The organism is Phyllobacterium sp. UNC302MFCol5.2, assembly GCF_000686005.1.
GTDB lineage: Bacteria > Pseudomonadota > Alphaproteobacteria > Rhizobiales > Rhizobiaceae > Phyllobacterium > Phyllobacterium pellucidum.
This window is the reverse complement of record NZ_JMLL01000011.1, coordinates 342786-357982: the sequence shown is the minus strand read 5'-3', so window position 1 is coordinate 357982 and position 15197 is coordinate 342786. Positions and strand designations below refer to the sequence as shown.

The window sequence follows — 15197 nt, the reverse complement described above, 5'->3', positions numbered from 1 at the left end:
ATATCTGCAGCAATTGGACTATATGAGCGCCTCCGGCAAAGCCCGGGAAAACACAATCAATTACAACCGATATTGAAGGTCATAACAGGGTGCAATAATGACGAAGAACTGGACACCGACTTCCTGGAGAGGCAAACCGGTAAAGCAGATGCCTTTTTATCCGGACGCTCAGGCTTTGAGCGATGTCGAGGCCCGTCTTCGTACCTATCCGCCGCTCGTTTTTGCAGGTGAAGCGCGCAAGCTGAAAAAGCAGCTGGCCGCAGTCTCGCGCGGCGAGGGATTTTTGCTCCAGGGCGGCGATTGCGCCGAAAGCTTTGCCGAGCATGGCGCCGACAATATTCGCGACTTCTTCCGCGTCTTCCTGCAGATGGCCGTTGTCCTGACCTTCGGAGCGTCGCAGCCGGTGGTGAAGATCGGCCGTATCGCCGGCCAGTTCGCCAAGCCGCGCTCGGCCGACACGGAGACGAAGGATGGCATTGAGCTGCCCGTTTACCGCGGCGATATCATCAACGGCACCGAATTCACCGAGCAGGCCCGTATCCCGGACCCGGCGCGTCAGGAGATGGCTTATCGCCAGTCTGCCGCTACGCTGAACCTGCTGCGCGCTTTCGCGCAGGGCGGCTATGCCAATCTCGAAAACGTCAACCAGTGGATGCTCGGCTTCGTTTCCGACAGCCCGCAGGGCGAGCGTTATGGCAAGCTGGCCCGCCGCATTGCCGATACGATGGACTTCATGCGCGCCGTCGGGATCACCTCGGAAACCAACGCCCAACTGCGCGAGACGGATTTCTACACCAGCCATGAGGCCTTGCTGCTCGGCTATGAGGAAGCGCTGACCCGCGTCGATTCGACCTCCGGCGACTGGTACGGCACGTCCGGCCACATGATCTGGATCGGCGATCGCACGCGTCAGGCAGATCACGCGCATGTGGAGTACTGCCGGGGCATCAAGAATCCGCTCGGCCTGAAATGCGGCCCGACGCTTGAGCCAGATGACCTGATCCGCCTGATCGACCTGCTCAATCCGGCCAACGAAGCAGGGCGCCTTACCCTCATCGCCCGGTTCGGCCATGACAAGGTCGGCGACCATCTGCCCAAGCTGATCCGCGCGGTACAAAAGGAAGGTCGCAATGTCGTCTGGTCCTGCGATCCGATGCATGGCAACACGATCACCGCCAATGGCTACAAGACGCGGCCCTTTGACCGTATCCTCAAGGAGGTCGAGAGCTTTTTTGCAGTTCATCATGCCGAAGGGACCTATCCCGGCGGCATCCATATCGAGATGACCGGAAAGAACGTCACGGAGTGCACTGGCGGCGCCCGCGCCATATCGGCGGACGACCTCTCGGATCGTTATCACACGCACTGCGATCCGCGTCTCAATGCCGACCAGGCATTGGAGCTGGCATTCCTCGTCGCCGAGCTTCTGAAGAAGGAGCGCGACAGCCACCCGCAGAAGCTGGCAGTCAACGCCTGAGCGACGCACTGTCTGCCACTATTCCCAAAGGGCGGTCTTTATGGCCGCCCTTTGTTTATATAACGTACGTCACGGCAGGCTGGCGATTTTGGCCTGGCCAATACTGACGATTTCCATTCCAAATATTTCCAGAAAAGGAATTCAGCCATGAACAACTATATTGTTGTTGCCTTCGCTGCATTGACGATCGGACTGCCAGCTCAAGCACATGCAGAAGATCCCGCAAAGGCTGCGGAGAAGGCTCTTCCCGCCCTCATGGAAGAACTCGCCAAATATCAGAATGCCGAGAAGACGACGGACACCAATCTGAAAACATTCGATACGCTCGACTTCGATGTCTATACGAACCAGAAATGGGATCGCCTGGGCGAAAGCCACGCTGCCGATATTCTCGTCCACTATCCCGATGGTCACACGACGAAGGGGCTTCACGATCACGTCGAGGAATTGAAGGCGATATTCGTCTATGCGCCGGATACGCATATCAATGTGCACCCGGTGCGGTTCGGCCAAGGGCAATGGACCGGCGTGATCGGAGTGATGGAAGGCACGTTCACCAAACCGATGCCGACACCCGATGGCAAGTCTATCGCGCCCACCGGCAAGCCGTTCAAGCTGACGATGGCGACGCTTGGCCATTGGACGCCCGCCGGCGTGATGGACGAGGAATATCTTTTCTGGGACAATTTGAGTTTCATGAAGCAGATCGGGCTGGCGCAGTAGCCCGCCACGCAACCAACGCGGGAAAGGCGGATTTCGGGACTGGAGTTTTCCGTTTCAGGATTCTATCAAGTCTGCATGGACATTAAACCCACGCGCCGAATCCGCCTGACTGCGTCGTTCCGTTCGTTCATGGAGAATGAGGCTGCTGGCGGCATCATTCTGATGGCGGTTGCGGCTCTTGCGCTGATCATCGCCAATTCACCGCTCAGCGAAGATTATTTCGGTTTTCTCAAGACTTACGTCGGCGGGCTCAGCATCCTCCATTGGATCAATGACGCCCTGATGGCGATTTTCTTCCTGCTTGTCGGGCTTGAAATAAAGCGCGAAATGATCAGCGGACAATTGTCCACCTGGTCGCGGCGCGCTTTGCCAGGCTTTGCGGCCGTCGGCGGGATGATGGTCCCCGCGCTGATCTTTCTGTTCTTCAATGAGGGCGCCACCATTCGCGGCTGGGCAATTCCTTCGGCGACGGATATCGCCTTTTCGCTAGGCGTTCTCTCGCTGCTCGGCGCGCGCGTGCCACTCTCGCTCAAGGTTTTCCTGACCGCCCTTGCCATCATCGATGATCTCGGTGCGGTCATCATCATCGCGCTGTTCTACTCCGAAGGCCTGAATGTTCCGGCGCTCGCCGGCATGGCGGCGGTATTCGCCATTCTCGTCGCCATGAATTATCTCGGCATGGTGCGGCTCTGGGCCTATCTCGTTCTCGGCGTCATCCTCTGGATTCTGGTGTTCAAATCCGGCATCCACGCAACGATCGCCGGTGTTCTCCTCGCCCTGACAATTCCGATGAAAGGCAAGCGCGGCGAGGCCGATTCGCCGCTGGTCGAACTCGAACATGCCATCCAGCCCTGGGTAGGCTTCATCATCGTGCCAATCTTCGGTTTCGCCAATGCCGGTGTCTCGTTCAGCGGTGTATCGCTGTCAAACCTTGCCGATCCCGTGCCGATCGGCGTTGCGGCTGGCCTCTTCATCGGCAAGCAGCTTGGCGTCTTCGCCTTTGCCTGGCTGGCGATCAAGCTTCGTCTTGCCGAACGCCCGCCTGGAGCGACATGGGTGCAGATCTATGGCGTCGCGATCCTGTGCGGCATCGGCTTCACCATGAGCCTGTTCATCGGCCTTCTCGCCTATGACAAGTCGCCGCTGCTGCAGGACGAGACGAAGCTCGGCGTGCTCCTTGGCTCGCTCTTGTCGGCGGTGTTCGGCGCCTTCGTACTTGCTGTGGCGGCTGCCCGCTCAAAGAAGCCCGAGCCGAAAAAATAACTGGAATCCGCCAATCATCGGGAGGTATGGGCATGAGGGAAACGCATAAAGGATCGTGCCTTTGCGGCAGGGTCCATTTTGAGGCGAGGGGGGAACTGCGCGGGGTCGTCTATTGCCATTGCTCGCAATGCCGCAAGCAGTCGGGACATTTTTATGCTGCGACCAATGTTGGGAACGATGCGATCAGCATTTCGGGCGAAGAGAACCTCAGCTGGTACGAGGCGAGCGCTTTCGCCCGGCGCGGCTTTTGCAGGAATTGCGGCTCGGCGCTGTTCTGGAAGCATCGCGATCTCGATCATATTTCCGTCATGGCCGGCGCATTCGAGGAGCCAACCAGTCTGCGAGGCGAATGCCATATCTTTGTCGCCGATAAGGGCGATTACTATGCCATCGAGGATCATCTGCCCCAATACGAGAAGAGCGGCGGCGGCGTTGTCGTAGCCGTCAATGAGACACCCGGGGATTGACCTTGGCCGAACTCGCTCTAAAGCTTGTGCGGACAAATGAGGGTGAGGCATGCATCGGCTGGTACTGGCATTCATCAATTCCATGCGGGCTTTGAAACATTTGGCCATGCATGAAAAGGCGGTTCAACAGGAACTCGCTCTCTTCTTCATCTCGATACCGGTTGCCGCCTTCATTGCGCCTTCGGGACTTGCCTTTCTGCTATTGACCGGATCGGTGCTGTTCCTGATCCTGATCGAGGTGCTCAATACCGGCATCGAGGCTGCCTGCGATGCCGTTTCGCTTGATTTTCACAGGGAGATCCAGATCGCCAAGGATTGTGGATCGCTCGCCGTGCTCATCTCGGTTATCCTTGTGGCCGCCGTCTGGATCTATACGCTCTGGAGCGTGTTTTTTGCCTAGGAAGAGCGCGCCCGCCTTGCCTCGCCTGCAACGAAACGATATATGTTCATTATGAGCAAAAATACTGACATTCTCCGCATCGCTATCGCTCAGCTCAACCCAGTGCTCGGCGATATCAAAGGAAATCTTGCCAAAGCCCGTGAGGCGCGCGCCGACGCTGCGCGGCAGAGCGCCGATCTGATCCTCTTCACCGAGCTATTTATCTCAGGCTATCCGCCGGAAGATCTTGTTCTGAAGCGTTCGTTCATAGATGCCTGCGAGAAGGCGGTGAACGAGTTTGCTGCCGATACGGCGGATGGCGGTCCGGGGGTGATTATCGGGATTCCGTTGAAACGGCCATCGGGCCTGCACAATGCCGTCATGGTGCTGGATGAGGGCAGGGTCATCGCCGAGCGTTTCAAGGTGGACCTGCCGAATTATGGCGAGTTTGACGAGAAGCGCGTGTTCCAAGCCGGTCCGATGCCGGGCCCAGTGAACTTCCGCGGCGTGCGGATCGGTGTTCCGATCTGCGAGGATATCTGGGGTGATCTCGGTGTCTGCGAAACGCTGGCGGAGAGCGGTGCGGAGATTCTCTGCGTTCCCAATGGCTCGCCCTATTATCGCGGCAAGGTCGACGTTCGCTATCAGGTGGCGCTGCGCCAGGTGATCGAGACGGGGTTGCCCCTTATCTTCGCCAATCAGCTCGGCGGCCAGGACGATCTCATTTTCGACGGCGCCTCCTTTGCCTTCAATTCCGACAAGAACCTGGCCTTCCAGATGTCGCAGTTCGAAGAGCAACTGATGGTGACGACCTGGAAGCGGGGCGCGGACGGCTGGTCGTGCGGCGAAGGTCCAATGTCGCGCATCCCAGAAGGCGAAGAGGCCAATTACCGCGCCTGCATGCTCGGCCTGCGCGACTACGTCAACAAGAACGGCTTCAAGGATGTCGTGCTCGGGCTTTCCGGCGGCATCGATTCGGCGATCTGCGCCGCGCTTGCCGTCGATGCCCTGGGCGAAGAACGCTTGCGCGCGGTGATGATGCCTTATGCCTATACGTCGAAGGATTCGCTGAAGGATGCCGAGGATTGTGCCCGCATGCTCGGCTGCCGCTACGACATCGTGCCGATCTTCGAGCCGGTGGAGGGTTTTCTCAAGGCGCTGGGCCCGATTTTCGCAGGCACCAAGGAAGGGATCACCGAGGAAAACCTGCAAAGCCGCGCCCGCGGTACAATCCTGATGGCGATCTCCAACAAGTTCGGCTCGATGGTGGTGACGACGGGCAACAAGTCGGAGATGTCGGTCGGCTATGCCACGCTCTATGGCGACATGAACGGCGGCTATAATCCAATCAAGGACCTCTACAAGATGCAGGTCTACGCCATGTCCGAGTGGCGCAACAAGAACGTTCCCGCCGGTGGCCTCGGGCCATCGGGCGAGGTCATTCCGGTCAACATCATCAGCAAGGCGCCGTCGGCCGAACTGCGTGAAAACCAGACCGACCAGGACTCGCTGCCGCCCTATCCCGTTCTCGACGATATTCTGGAATCGCTGGTCGAGAACGAGATGAGCGTCGATGAAATCGTGGAGCGCGGTCACGATCGGGCGACAGTCGAGCGGATCGAGCACCTTCTCTACATCGCCGAATACAAGCGCCGGCAATCGGCTCCGGGTGTGAAGGTCACCAGGAAGAATTTCGGCCGGGACCGCCGCTATCCGATCACCAATCGATTCCGGGATCGCTGAGGCAACTGTTGCAAGCGCGCCTCACCTATGTCGCAAACACGCGAAGTTGAAAAAATTGGTGCTTGGCGCGCGAAAGCGATTCACCTATAAGCCCAAGTCCGGCAATGAAGACCGGGAGGTTTTCGAATGACAGTTTTCCATATGTCCCCGCGGGGCGGCGTTCGTTCCTGACACGTGATGCGGAAAAGCCCACGAGGCTTTTCAATTACCTTCACATGTCAAGGTAACCCATCGCCGACATTGGCCATTCCCGTATTCGGGCAAGTCGCCAAATCACTTCTGCCGTACTGATTCCTATCCACTACACGGCAAGCTCGTTCCTGATTATCTGTGAGGCCGGTGCAATTGGGCGCCGGACATTGTCATGAATTTTTTGCGTTTCAACCTGCGCGGGGGAGCATTCCGCGCCGTTCTCGGATTCACCTGGCACCACTGGCAAAAACAGCCGGTGCGCGTGGGCATTATCGCCGGGGCGGTCATGCTTTCGACCCTTGCCGACGTATTGACGCCGCTCTATTCCGGCCGGCTCGTCGATGCCGTCGTCAACGGGCACGCCCGTGAGGAAATTGTCTGGAATGCGGCAATGGCGGCGTTCGGGGCGCTTCTTGCCCTGTCGCTCGGCGCGATCATTCTCAGGCATGTCACCTTCGTTGCCGTGACGCACCTGACCTTGAAGATGATGACCGACATCGCGTCCGGTGCATTCTATCGCATTCAGCGTTTCTCGACGGACTGGCACGCGAACAGCTTTGCCGGATCGACCGTGCGCAAGGTAACGCGCGGCATGTGGGCGCTCGACCTGCTTAACGATACGCTGCTGCTGGCCTTGTTCCCATCGATCATCATGCTCGCAGGATCGACGATCCTGATGGCCTGGTACTGGCCGCTGATGGGTGTCATTATCGGCATAGGTTCGCTGGTTTTCGTCACTGTCACGGTGATGATGTCGCTCGGCTTCGTCGCGCCGATGGCAAGCCTTGCCAATCGCTGGGATACGAAGCTCGGCGGTTCGCTTGCGGACGCCGTCAGCTGCAACATGGTGGTTAAGGGCTTTGGCGCGGAAAGCCGCGAGGATGCGCGTCTCGTCAAGGTTCTGGACAAGTGGAAGGACCGGACGGCGCGCACCTGGATCAGGGGGACGTGGAACGGGACGACACAAGGCACGATGCTGCTCTTTCTGCGGGCGGCGGTGATCGGTTTTGCGCTTATCCTCTGGGCAGACGGAAATGCCAGCGCCGGTGACATCACTTTCGTGCTGACGTCGTTCTTCATCCTGCAAGGATACTTGCGCGAAGTCGGGATGCACATTCGCAACTTGCAGCGCTCGATCAACGACATGGAGGAACTGGTTGATATCCAGAGTCAACGCCTCGGCATCGAGGATCGTCCAGGTGCAAAGCCGATTGTCATCACCGATGGTAGAATCGAGTTCGACAACGTCACCTTTCTCTACGGCGCACATCGCCTGCCGCTCTATGACCGGTTCTCGGTGACGATCCGGGCGGGCGAGCGGGTGGGACTCGTCGGTCATTCCGGGTCGGGCAAGACGACATTCGTCAAGCTGATCCAGCGGCTGCACGACGTGAAGGCGGGCCGGATTCTGATCGACGGTCAGGATATCGCCGAGGTGCGGCAGGCGTCGCTGCGCCAGCAGATCGCCATCGTGCAGCAGGAGCCGATCCTGTTTCACCGGACGCTGGCGGAAAACATCGCCTATGCCCGTCCCGGTGCTTCGCAGGAGGAGATCGAGGAAGCGGCGCGGCAGGCAAGCGCGCATGAGTTCATCTCGGCGCTGCCCAAGGGCTACAGCACGCTCGTCGGCGAGCGTGGTGTCAAGCTTTCGGGCGGCGAGCGGCAGCGTGTGGCGATCGCCAGGGCGTTCCTTGCGGATGCACCGATCCTCATTCTGGACGAGGCGACATCGAGCCTCGATTCAGAATCCGAAGTGCTGATCCAGCAGGCGATGGAGCGGTTGATGCAGGGACGGACGACGCTCGTCATTGCGCATCGTCTTTCCACGGTGCGCTCGCTTGACCGGCTGCTGGTCTTCGACCACGGCAAGATCGTCGAGGAGGGCAACCACGAGGCGCTGATCCGTCTCGGGGGCGGCATCTACCGCAGTCTGTTCGAACGGCAGGCGCTGGAGTTGACGAAGGGCCTCGTTCTCAACGAGGACTAAAGAAATATGGGCCGCGCGCAATCGCGGCCCATATTGCCATTGCAGGCGCCATCCGATATGCCCCACCAATGACCACCATTGTCCGTTTTGCACCGTCTCCGACCGGCTTCATCCATATCGGCAACACACGCATCGCCTTGTTCAACTGGCTGTTCGCGCTGCAGAACAAGGGGCAGTTCATCCTGCGGTTCGACGATACGGATACCGTGCGTTCGAAGACGGAATATGCCGAGGCAACGATCGCCGATCTTGATTGGCTCGGCATTGAGCCAGTGCGCATCGAATATCAGTCGAAGCGCATTCCGCTCTATGACGCTGCTGCCGAAAAACTCAAGGCCGCGGGCGTCCTTTATCCGTGCTACGAGACCGCCGAGGAACTCGAGCGCAAGCGCAAGCTGCGCCTGGCGCGCCGGCTGCCGCCGATCTATGGCCGCGAGGCGTTGAAGCTGACCGCGGCCGATCGGGAAAAGCTCGAGGCCGAGGGTCGCCGGCCGCACTGGCGTTTTCTGCTGCCGAATTTCAAAGACGATCCGTTTGCGATAGCACGCACCGAGGTTCATTGGGACGATCTGGTGCGCGGCCGCGAAACCGTCGATCTCTCCTCGCTGTCCGATCCGGTCCTTGTGCGTGAGGACGGGACCTATCTTTATACCTTTACTTCGGTGGTCGATGATATCGACATGGACATTACCCATATCATCCGCGGCAATGACCACATCACCAATAGCGGCGTCCAGATCTCGATCATCGAGGCGCTGGGCGCGAAGGTTCCGGCGCTCGGCCATATCAATCTCCTGACGACGGCGTCTGGCGAAGGCATTTCCAAGCGCACCGGCGCATTGTCGATCGGCAGCCTGCGCCGCGATGGCTACGAGCCGATGGCGGTGGCGAGCCTTGCCGTGCTGATCGGCACCTCGGAAAATGTTACCGCAGTGCCGGACATGGCTTCGCTGGCCGCGATTTTCGATCCGGCTGCGACATCGAAATCCGCTTCGAAATTCGATCCTGCCGATCTCGATGCGCTCAACCGTGCCCTGATCCATGCGATGCCTTTCGAGGAAGTCAGTGAACGGCTCGCAGCGCTTGGCATTAAGGGCGACCGGGCGGGAGCCTTCTGGCTCGCCGTGCGCGGCAACCTTTCGAAGGTTTCAGATGCCGCCGCCTGGTGGACGATCGTGAACGAGGGGCCCGCAACGGATGTGGCTGTGGCCGCGGAGGATATTGATTTCGTGCGCGCCGCCTTCGACCTGCTGCCGGCCGAGCCCTGGAGCCGCGAGACCTGGAAACAGTGGACCGATGCGGTCAAGGATCAAAGCGGGCGCAAGGGCAAGGGCCTGTTCATGCCGCTGCGCATCGCGCTTACCGGGCTGACTTCTGGTCCGGAACTTGCGGATCTGCTGCCCCTTTTTGGTCGGGAAGGAACGTTGGCCCGACGACCCTGACCTTGCGGTTGGGATCGATCGGCTTGTCTTCGGTGAGCGGCTTCGGTTTCTCCACCTCGGTTTTTTTCGCCTCTGGTTCCCCGAGCTGAATAATCGAGGAGGCCTGCGTCGCGGGCTCGCCGGCGGTAACGGCAGGCTCGGTCTTCGTCTCTTGCGGTTGGGCTGATGGCTTTGCAGCCTCGGCAGGCGTCGCGGTCTCGACCCGTGGTACGGCCGGCTTGGCCGGCTCGGCTATAGCAGGTTTGGGCGTTGGCGCTGCCACTTTCCTCGGATCGCCGAGTGCCTTGAAGTCGCCGGCCGTCTTTTGACAGCTGCATTGCGGCGTTCCATTGGCGCCGACCTTGCGGAATTTGAAGGCGTTCGGCGTGCTCCGGTAGGCATCGCCGCGCAGCGAAATCATCGCGGCGGGGTCCTGATTCTCGGTCGGCCGATAAAACAGTTTCGCGCCGGTACATTGAGACTGGCATTGCGCTTGATCGCGCGCGAAATTCTCCGCACCCGTATCGTAGGAGATCGGGAAATAATAGCCGTCGCAACTGCGCACGCACAGCGTCTGGTAACGTCCGCCGGAGACGGGGGCCGTGCTCATTTCCGGCTCGACAGGTTCCGGCTCGGTTCCGTAAATCTCATAGGAAGGCGCGGCAGTCGCACGCCGCGGCGTGTCACGCAGCGGGTAATCGCGCTGGGGTGCCTCGTGTACCGGATAGTCGGGTATTGGTTGATCGCGCAGCGGCACGTCGTAATGCGGCTCATCGTGAATGGGCGAGTCAATGATGGGGCAGTCATTGGCATCGAGCGCAGCCACCACGCGGTCGCGGCGCAGTTGCAACTCGTAGTCGTCGACATCGGCATTTCTGTTCAATTGGTCGAGACGTTCCTGCATCCGCACGCAATTGTCGGAATTGGCATAAGCAAGCGGGGCCGTCGCGAGAATTGCGGCCGCGGCGATGATGGCAGATTGGCGTGTCCGATGCATGAGGCGGTCCGGAAAGTTCAGGGGCATTCGACGGGTGCGAATGCGCCTGAACCATCCACGGCCATGCGGCAGCAATAAGACGGTCCCTGTCTCAATCAACGCGCTGTGATGCCTCCACCACGGCAAGCGCAGTCATGTTGACGATGCCGCGCGATGTCACGGAAGGCGTCAGGATATGGGCCGGCTTGGCAGCGCCGAGCAGGATCGGCCCGACATGGAGCGCGTCGGTAACGCTCTTGACCACATTGAGCGTGATGTTCGCAGCATCGAGATTGGGGAAGACGAGGAGATTGGCCTCGCCGTTCAGCCGCGAATGCGGCAGCACGCGTTCGCGAAGCACCTGCGACAGCGCCGAATCGCCATGCATTTCGCCGTCCTGCTCGAGATGCGGTGCCTTGGCACGGAGCAGTTCGGATGCATGGCGCATCTTTGCGGCGCTTTCGGAATCGCGCGAGCCGAAATTCGAATGCGACAGCAAGGCCGCCTTTGGCTCGATGCCGAAGCGGCTGATTTCGCTCGCCGCCAGCACGGTCTTTTCGGCGATCTCCTCGGCGGTCGGATCGATGCTCACATAGGTGTCGGTGAGGAAGAGAACGCCGCGCTGCGAAATAAGCAGGCTGAGCGCCGAGAAATTGCGGATGCCTTCAAGCTTGCCGATGATCTGGTCGACATTGCGCAAATGCCGCTCGAAACGTCCTTCAAGCCCGCAGATCATGGCGTCGGCCTCGCCGCGCACGATGGCGAGCGCCGCAATGACGGTGCTGCTGGCGCGAACCATGGTGCGCGCCACTTCCGGGGTGGTGCCGCGCCGCCCGGTGAGCTTGACCAGAAGATCGACGTAATCGCGGTAGCGCGGATCGTCCTCGGGGTTGATGATATCGAAGTCCTTGCCGACCTTGATCTTCAGGCCGTAGCGCTTGAGGCGCGTCTCGATCACCTGCGGGCGTCCGATCAGCGTCGGCAGCGCAATCCCTTCCTCGAGCACGACCTGTGCGGCGCGCAGGACGCGTTCGTCCTCGCCATCGGCATAGATCACGCGCTTCTTCTCGGCCGTTTTCGCCTTCGTGAAGATCGGCTTCATGATCAGTCCGGACCGGAAGACGAAGCGGTTCAAGCGGTCAAGATAAGCATCGAAGTCGTCGATCGGACGCTCGGCGACGCCGGTATCCATGGCTGCCTTGGCGACGGCCGGGGCGATGCGCAAGATGAGGCGGGGGTCGAAGGGCGAGGGAATGAGGTAATTCGGTCCGAAGGTCGGCGTCTCGCCTGAATAGGCGCGGGCAGCAACGTCGGATGGTTCTTCGCGGGCGAGCGCCGCGATGGCCTGGACGGCGGCCATCTTCATCTCTTCGTTGATCGCCCTCGCGCCGCAGTCGAGCGCGCCGCGGAAGATATAGGGGAAGCAAAGGACGTTGTTGACCTGGTTTGGGAAATCGGAGCGGCCGGTGCAGATCATCGCGTCGGCGCGCGCGGCGCGGGCTTCCTCCGGCATGATCTCCGGTGTCGGATTGGCGAGCGCCATGATCAGCGGGTTCGGCGCCATCTGCTTGAGAAGCTCTGGCTTGAGCACGCCTGCAGCAGAAAGGCCGAGGAAGACGTCCGCCCCGCCGATGACATCGGCTAGGACGCGGGCATCGGTCTTCTGCACATAGACCGATTTCCAGCGGTCCATAAGCGTATTGCGGCCCTCGTAAACAACGCCGTCAATGTCGCAGACCCAGATGTTGTTGCGGTCGGCACCAAGCTTCACGAGAAGATTGAGGCAGGCGAGGGCGGCAGCGCCGGCGCCCGAGGCAACGATCTTGATCTTGGAAAGGTCCTTGCCGGCAAGCTCCATGCCGTTGAGGATTGCAGCGGCGACGATGATGGCGGTGCCGTGCTGGTCGTCATGGAAGACAGGGATGTTCATCTTGGCGCGCAGTTGTTCCTCGACCTCGAAACATTCCGGCGCCTTGATGTCTTCGAGATTGATGCCGCCGAAGGTCGGTTCGAGCGCGGAGACGACGTCGACAATGCGGGTGATTTCCTTGGCGTCGATCTCGATGTCGAAGACGTCGATATTGGCGAACTTCTTGAAGAGTACCGCCTTGCCTTCCATGACGGGCTTGGAGGCGAGGGGGCCGATATTGCCAAGGCCAAGCACCGCCGTTCCGTTGGAAACCACGGCTACGAGGTTGGCGCGGCTCGTATAGTCAGCGGCGGTTGCCGGGTCTTCGTGAATGGCAAGACATGGCGCGGCAACGCCGGGGGAATAGGCGAGCGCGAGATCGCGCTGGTTGCCGAGCGTCTTGGTGGCCTGGATTTCCAGCTTACCCGGCTGAGGAAAGCGGTGGTAGAACAGCGCGCTTTCATCGAGGTCAGAGCTGCTGGGCGTTTTGTCGTTGGCCATGGAGCGGGTCCTTCCGGAAATTGGTGCGGCGCGTTCACAAATCATCAGTTCAGGCATTTCTAGCATGCTTGAATAACATCCAGACGCATAAATGAAGTCCATTTTGTTACAAGTGTTTATCGTCCGAAAACATGCAGTTTTCCGCACCGTCATATGATTGTGACATGAATCGGGTTTGTGTCAGCGCAACCGGACGCCCCCGCGTCAGCGCTGAACGGAGATCAGCATCATGGTCGAGAACGAGGCCCGCAAATTCCGCACTCTTTTTCTTTCCGATGTCCATCTCGGTTCGAAAGGTGCGAAAGCCAGTTTTCTTCTGGATTTCCTGAAGTATCATGATGCCGATACGATCTATCTCGTCGGCGATATCGTCGATGGCTGGCGCCTGCGCCGCAGCTGGCACTGGCCGCAGGAGCACAATGATATCGTGCAAAAGCTGCTGCGCAAGAGCCGCAAGGGCGCGCGCATCCTCTACATCGCCGGCAACCATGACGAGTTCCTGCGCGATTTCCAGGGCACCCATTTCGGTGGCATCGAGGTCATGGACCGGACGATGCACGAGACCGCGGATGGACGAAAGTTCCTCGTCATTCACGGCGACCAGTTCGATGTAGTGGTGCGCAACGCCCGCCACATCGCCTATCTCGGCGACTGGGCCTATGACGCGGCCCTCGCGATCAACACCATCATGAACAAGGTGCGGCGCATGCTCGGCCTGCGCTACTGGTCGTTCTCGGCCTGGGCGAAATTCCGGGTCAAGAAGGCGGTCAATTTCATCGGCTCGTTCCAGACGGTCGTTTCCGATGAAGCGCGCCGCATCGGCGCTGACGGTGTCATCTGCGGGCACATTCACCACGCAACCATCGAGCAGATCGACGGTATCGAATATATCAATACCGGCGACTGGGTGGAGAGCTGCACGGCCATCGTCGAGCATTTTGACGGCCGCATGGAACTCCTGTCGTGGACGCACCTGATCGGTGAACAGGCTGGATTTGCACCGGTCATCCGCCTCGATGACAAGCGCCCCAAGGCGGCGAATGCGGCCTGAGCCAAGCGTTCAGCCCAAACGGCTCGTTATCGTTTCGGACGCCTGGCATCCCCAGGTCAATGGGGTCGTACGTACCCTGACGAAGCTGCGCGAGCAAATGGAGGCGCGCGGCTTCGACGTAACGATCATCTCGCCGGCCGACTATCGTTCGGCTCCGTGCCCGACCTACCCGGAAATTCGCCTGGCGCTGACGCTTCCGCATGCCGTGAAAGCGCGCATCGAGGCGCTGCAGCCGGCTTTCGTCCATATCGCGACGGAAGGTCCACTGGGCATCATGGCGCGACGTGCCTGCCTCAGGAATAGTTGGCGGTTCACGACCAGCTTCCACACGCGCTTTCCCGAATATCTGCGCGAGCGCCTGCCGGTGCCGCTGGCCTGGACCTATGCCTTCCTGCGCCGCTTTCACAATGCTGCCGAAACCTGTCTCGTGCCGACGCAATCGATCAACGACGAACTTTCCGCGCGCGGTTTCAAGACGCTGAAGGTCTGGACCCGCGGCGTCGATCGCAAGCTCTTCCGTCCCCAGCCGGTCGATCTCAAACTTAACCGGCCGATCTTCCTGTGCGTCGGGCGGGTCGCGCCGGAGAAGAACCTCGAAGCCTTTCTGACGCTCGAACTGCCAGGAACGAAGCTCGTCGTCGGTGACGGGCCGAGTTTGCCGGAGCTCAAACGCAAATATCCGGATGCGGTTTTTGCCGGCAAGAAGGAGGGTGAGGAATTGGCGCGCTACTATGCGGGTTCGGACGTGTTCGTCTTCCCGAGCCGCACTGACACGTTCGGGCTCGTGCTGCTCGAAGCGATCGCCTGTGGCGTGCCCGTGGCCGGCTATCCGGTCCCAGGTCCGAAGGATGTGATTGGCGTCTCGGGCGCCGGCGTCCTTTCCGATGATCTCAACGAAGCCGCGCTCGGCGCGCTGGCGATGGGCAAAGTCGATCCCGATGATCGGCTCAGAAGCTTCAGTTGGGAGGCTTGCGCCGATATCTTCGAAAGCGCGCTGACGGAGATCGTTCCTTCGCGCGAAGCTGTCGCCAGATGGATAGGCCGCAAGCGCGCGGTCCCGGCGCGGCAACCGTCGGACCTATAGAACTCCCACAATTATCGCGAGCAT

12 protein-coding genes are annotated in these 15197 nt (G+C 60.0%); 10 read left to right on the top strand and 2 right to left on the bottom strand.

Annotated elements, in window-relative coordinates:
• Positions 1–97 precede the first annotated feature (97 nt).
• The 8 genes from BR48_RS0113025 to gltX all read left to right on the top strand — a co-directional run bounded on the left by BR48_RS0113025 (position 98) and on the right by gltX (position 9673).
• Positions 98–1477 carry a 3-deoxy-7-phosphoheptulonate synthase class II gene (locus tag BR48_RS0113025; RefSeq protein ID WP_027231691.1) on the top strand — a complete coding sequence of 460 codons (1380 nt, stop codon included), beginning with the start codon at positions 98–100 and terminating at the stop codon, positions 1475–1477.
• 147 nt (positions 1478–1624) lie between these two features.
• Positions 1625–2200 carry an ester cyclase gene (locus BR48_RS0113020; RefSeq protein WP_027231690.1) on the top strand — a complete coding sequence of 192 codons (576 nt, stop codon included), beginning with the start codon at positions 1625–1627 and terminating at the stop codon, positions 2198–2200.
• Positions 2201–2275: 75 nt separating this feature from the next.
• Positions 2276–3463, top strand: a complete 1188-nt coding sequence (gene nhaA, locus BR48_RS0113015; RefSeq protein WP_027231689.1) for a Na+/H+ antiporter NhaA — start codon at positions 2276–2278, stop codon at positions 3461–3463.
• A gap of 32 nt (positions 3464–3495) precedes the next feature.
• Positions 3496–3930 carry a GFA family protein gene (locus tag BR48_RS0113010; protein ID WP_027231688.1) on the top strand — a complete coding sequence of 145 codons (435 nt, stop codon included), beginning with the start codon at positions 3496–3498 and terminating at the stop codon, positions 3928–3930.
• A 49-nt stretch (positions 3931–3979) separates the two neighbouring features.
• Positions 3980–4330: a diacylglycerol kinase gene (locus tag BR48_RS0113005; protein WP_027231687.1), complete on the top strand. Its 351-nt coding sequence runs from the start codon at positions 3980–3982 to the stop codon at positions 4328–4330.
• Between the two features lie 51 nt (positions 4331–4381).
• Positions 4382–6052, top strand: a complete 1671-nt coding sequence (locus BR48_RS0113000) for an NAD+ synthase (RefSeq protein ID WP_027231686.1) — start codon at positions 4382–4384, stop codon at positions 6050–6052.
• A gap of 364 nt (positions 6053–6416) precedes the next feature.
• Positions 6417–8231, top strand: coding sequence for an ABC transporter ATP-binding protein (locus BR48_RS0112990; RefSeq protein WP_027231685.1), 1815 nt, complete (start codon positions 6417–6419; stop codon positions 8229–8231).
• 68 nt (positions 8232–8299) lie between these two features.
• Complete coding sequence (gene gltX / locus BR48_RS0112985; RefSeq protein ID WP_027231684.1) at positions 8300–9673, top strand: glutamate--tRNA ligase; 1374 nt, start codon at positions 8300–8302, stop codon at positions 9671–9673.
• Here gltX and BR48_RS0112980 read toward each other — a convergent pair.
• The gene (locus BR48_RS0112980; RefSeq protein ID WP_197030357.1) at positions 9591–10649 is read right to left on the bottom strand and encodes a DUF2865 domain-containing protein; all 1059 of its coding nucleotides are present in this window, start codon (positions 10647–10649) and stop codon (positions 9591–9593) included. The genes gltX and BR48_RS0112980 overlap by 83 nt on opposite strands.
• Before the next feature lie 91 nt (positions 10650–10740).
• Complete coding sequence (locus BR48_RS0112975) at positions 10741–13038, bottom strand: NADP-dependent malic enzyme (protein WP_027231682.1); 2298 nt, start codon at positions 13036–13038, stop codon at positions 10741–10743.
• Positions 13039–13267: 229 nt separating this feature from the next.
• Here BR48_RS0112975 and BR48_RS0112970 point away from each other — a divergent pair, with 229 nt between their 5' ends.
• Both BR48_RS0112970 and BR48_RS24570 read left to right on the top strand, forming a co-directional pair.
• The gene (locus BR48_RS0112970) at positions 13268–14089 is read left to right on the top strand and encodes a UDP-2,3-diacylglucosamine diphosphatase (protein ID WP_027231681.1); all 822 of its coding nucleotides are present in this window, start codon (positions 13268–13270) and stop codon (positions 14087–14089) included.
• Entirely contained in the window at positions 14079–15173 is a 1095-nt protein-coding gene (locus BR48_RS24570) for a glycosyltransferase family 1 protein (RefSeq protein WP_051614951.1), read from the top strand. The genes BR48_RS0112970 and BR48_RS24570 overlap by 11 nt, the downstream gene beginning before the upstream one ends.
• Positions 15174–15197 lie beyond the last annotated feature (24 nt).

Bases quoted from the DNA above. Each gene is read 5' to 3' on its own strand.
- BR48_RS0113025 (WP_027231691.1), top strand. From the start codon at position 98: ATGACGAAGAACTGGACACCGACTTCCTGGAGAGGCAAACCGGTAAAG.
- BR48_RS0113020 (WP_027231690.1), top strand. From the start codon at position 1,625: ATGAACAACTATATTGTTGTTGCCTTCGCTGCATTGACGATCGGACTG.
- nhaA (WP_027231689.1), top strand. From the start codon at position 2,276: ATGGACATTAAACCCACGCGCCGAATCCGCCTGACTGCGTCGTTCCGT.
- BR48_RS0113010 (WP_027231688.1), top strand. From the start codon at position 3,496: ATGAGGGAAACGCATAAAGGATCGTGCCTTTGCGGCAGGGTCCATTTT.
- BR48_RS0113005 (WP_027231687.1), top strand. From the start codon at position 3,980: ATGCATCGGCTGGTACTGGCATTCATCAATTCCATGCGGGCTTTGAAA.
- BR48_RS0113000 (WP_027231686.1), top strand. From the start codon at position 4,382: ATGAGCAAAAATACTGACATTCTCCGCATCGCTATCGCTCAGCTCAAC.
- BR48_RS0112990 (WP_027231685.1), top strand. From the start codon at position 6,417: ATGAATTTTTTGCGTTTCAACCTGCGCGGGGGAGCATTCCGCGCCGTT.
- gltX (WP_027231684.1), top strand. From the start codon at position 8,300: ATGACCACCATTGTCCGTTTTGCACCGTCTCCGACCGGCTTCATCCAT.
- BR48_RS0112980 (WP_197030357.1), bottom strand. From the start codon at position 10,649: ATGCATCGGACACGCCAATCTGCCATCATCGCCGCGGCCGCAATTCTC.
- BR48_RS0112975 (WP_027231682.1), bottom strand. From the start codon at position 13,038: ATGGCCAACGACAAAACGCCCAGCAGCTCTGACCTCGATGAAAGCGCG.
- BR48_RS0112970 (WP_027231681.1), top strand. From the start codon at position 13,268: ATGGTCGAGAACGAGGCCCGCAAATTCCGCACTCTTTTTCTTTCCGAT.
- BR48_RS24570 (WP_051614951.1), top strand. From the start codon at position 14,079: ATGCGGCCTGAGCCAAGCGTTCAGCCCAAACGGCTCGTTATCGTTTCG.